This window comes from Bifidobacterium xylocopae (genome assembly GCF_003315615.1).
Classification (GTDB): Bacteria; Actinomycetota; Actinomycetes; order Actinomycetales; family Bifidobacteriaceae; genus Bombiscardovia; species Bombiscardovia xylocopae.
Genome location: NZ_PDCH01000061.1, coordinates 1 through 453 on the forward strand (window position 1 = coordinate 1; position 453 = coordinate 453).

The window sequence follows — 453 nt, forward strand, 5'->3', positions numbered from 1 at the left end:
ATACGCGCACAGAGGTGAGCATCGTGTACTTGTGTCCAGAGCTCGTGACGTGGCTCGGAGGGTGTTCTCTGCTTACTTTGTAAGTGGCCCGGCGACATCCTAGATCTACACCTAGGCCTTCGGCGGCGGCGTCTGTTGTGTATACGAGGCAGTCGAGGAACTGGTAGGTGATACGGCGCCGCGCGTGGACGGGACCCATCCGTCCACGCGCGGCGCCGTATCACCTACCAGTTCCTCGACGATGTTGGATTCGGCGGTCACATGGGCCACCGGCTTGGCGTCGATATGGGCGATGCGCAGCCTGCCTCTTATACACATATCCGAGCCCACGAGACCGAGGCGGAGATCGGTTGCCGTCTGCTGCCTTGAAAAAAAAAATAGATACATCAAGACAACGTAATTTATCACACACTGCATGACACTCCTCATGAAGATATTCGTGTGTTGCATGCA

General features: G+C 56.1%; 1 protein-coding gene. It reads right to left on the minus strand.

Going from position 1 to position 453, the window contains the following annotated elements; translation table 11 throughout:
- Positions 1–111: 111 nt before the first annotated feature.
- Positions 112–453, minus strand: a 342-nt coding sequence (locus tag CRD59_RS08250; protein WP_236632799.1) for a hypothetical protein, incomplete at its 5' end; no start/stop codon positions are given.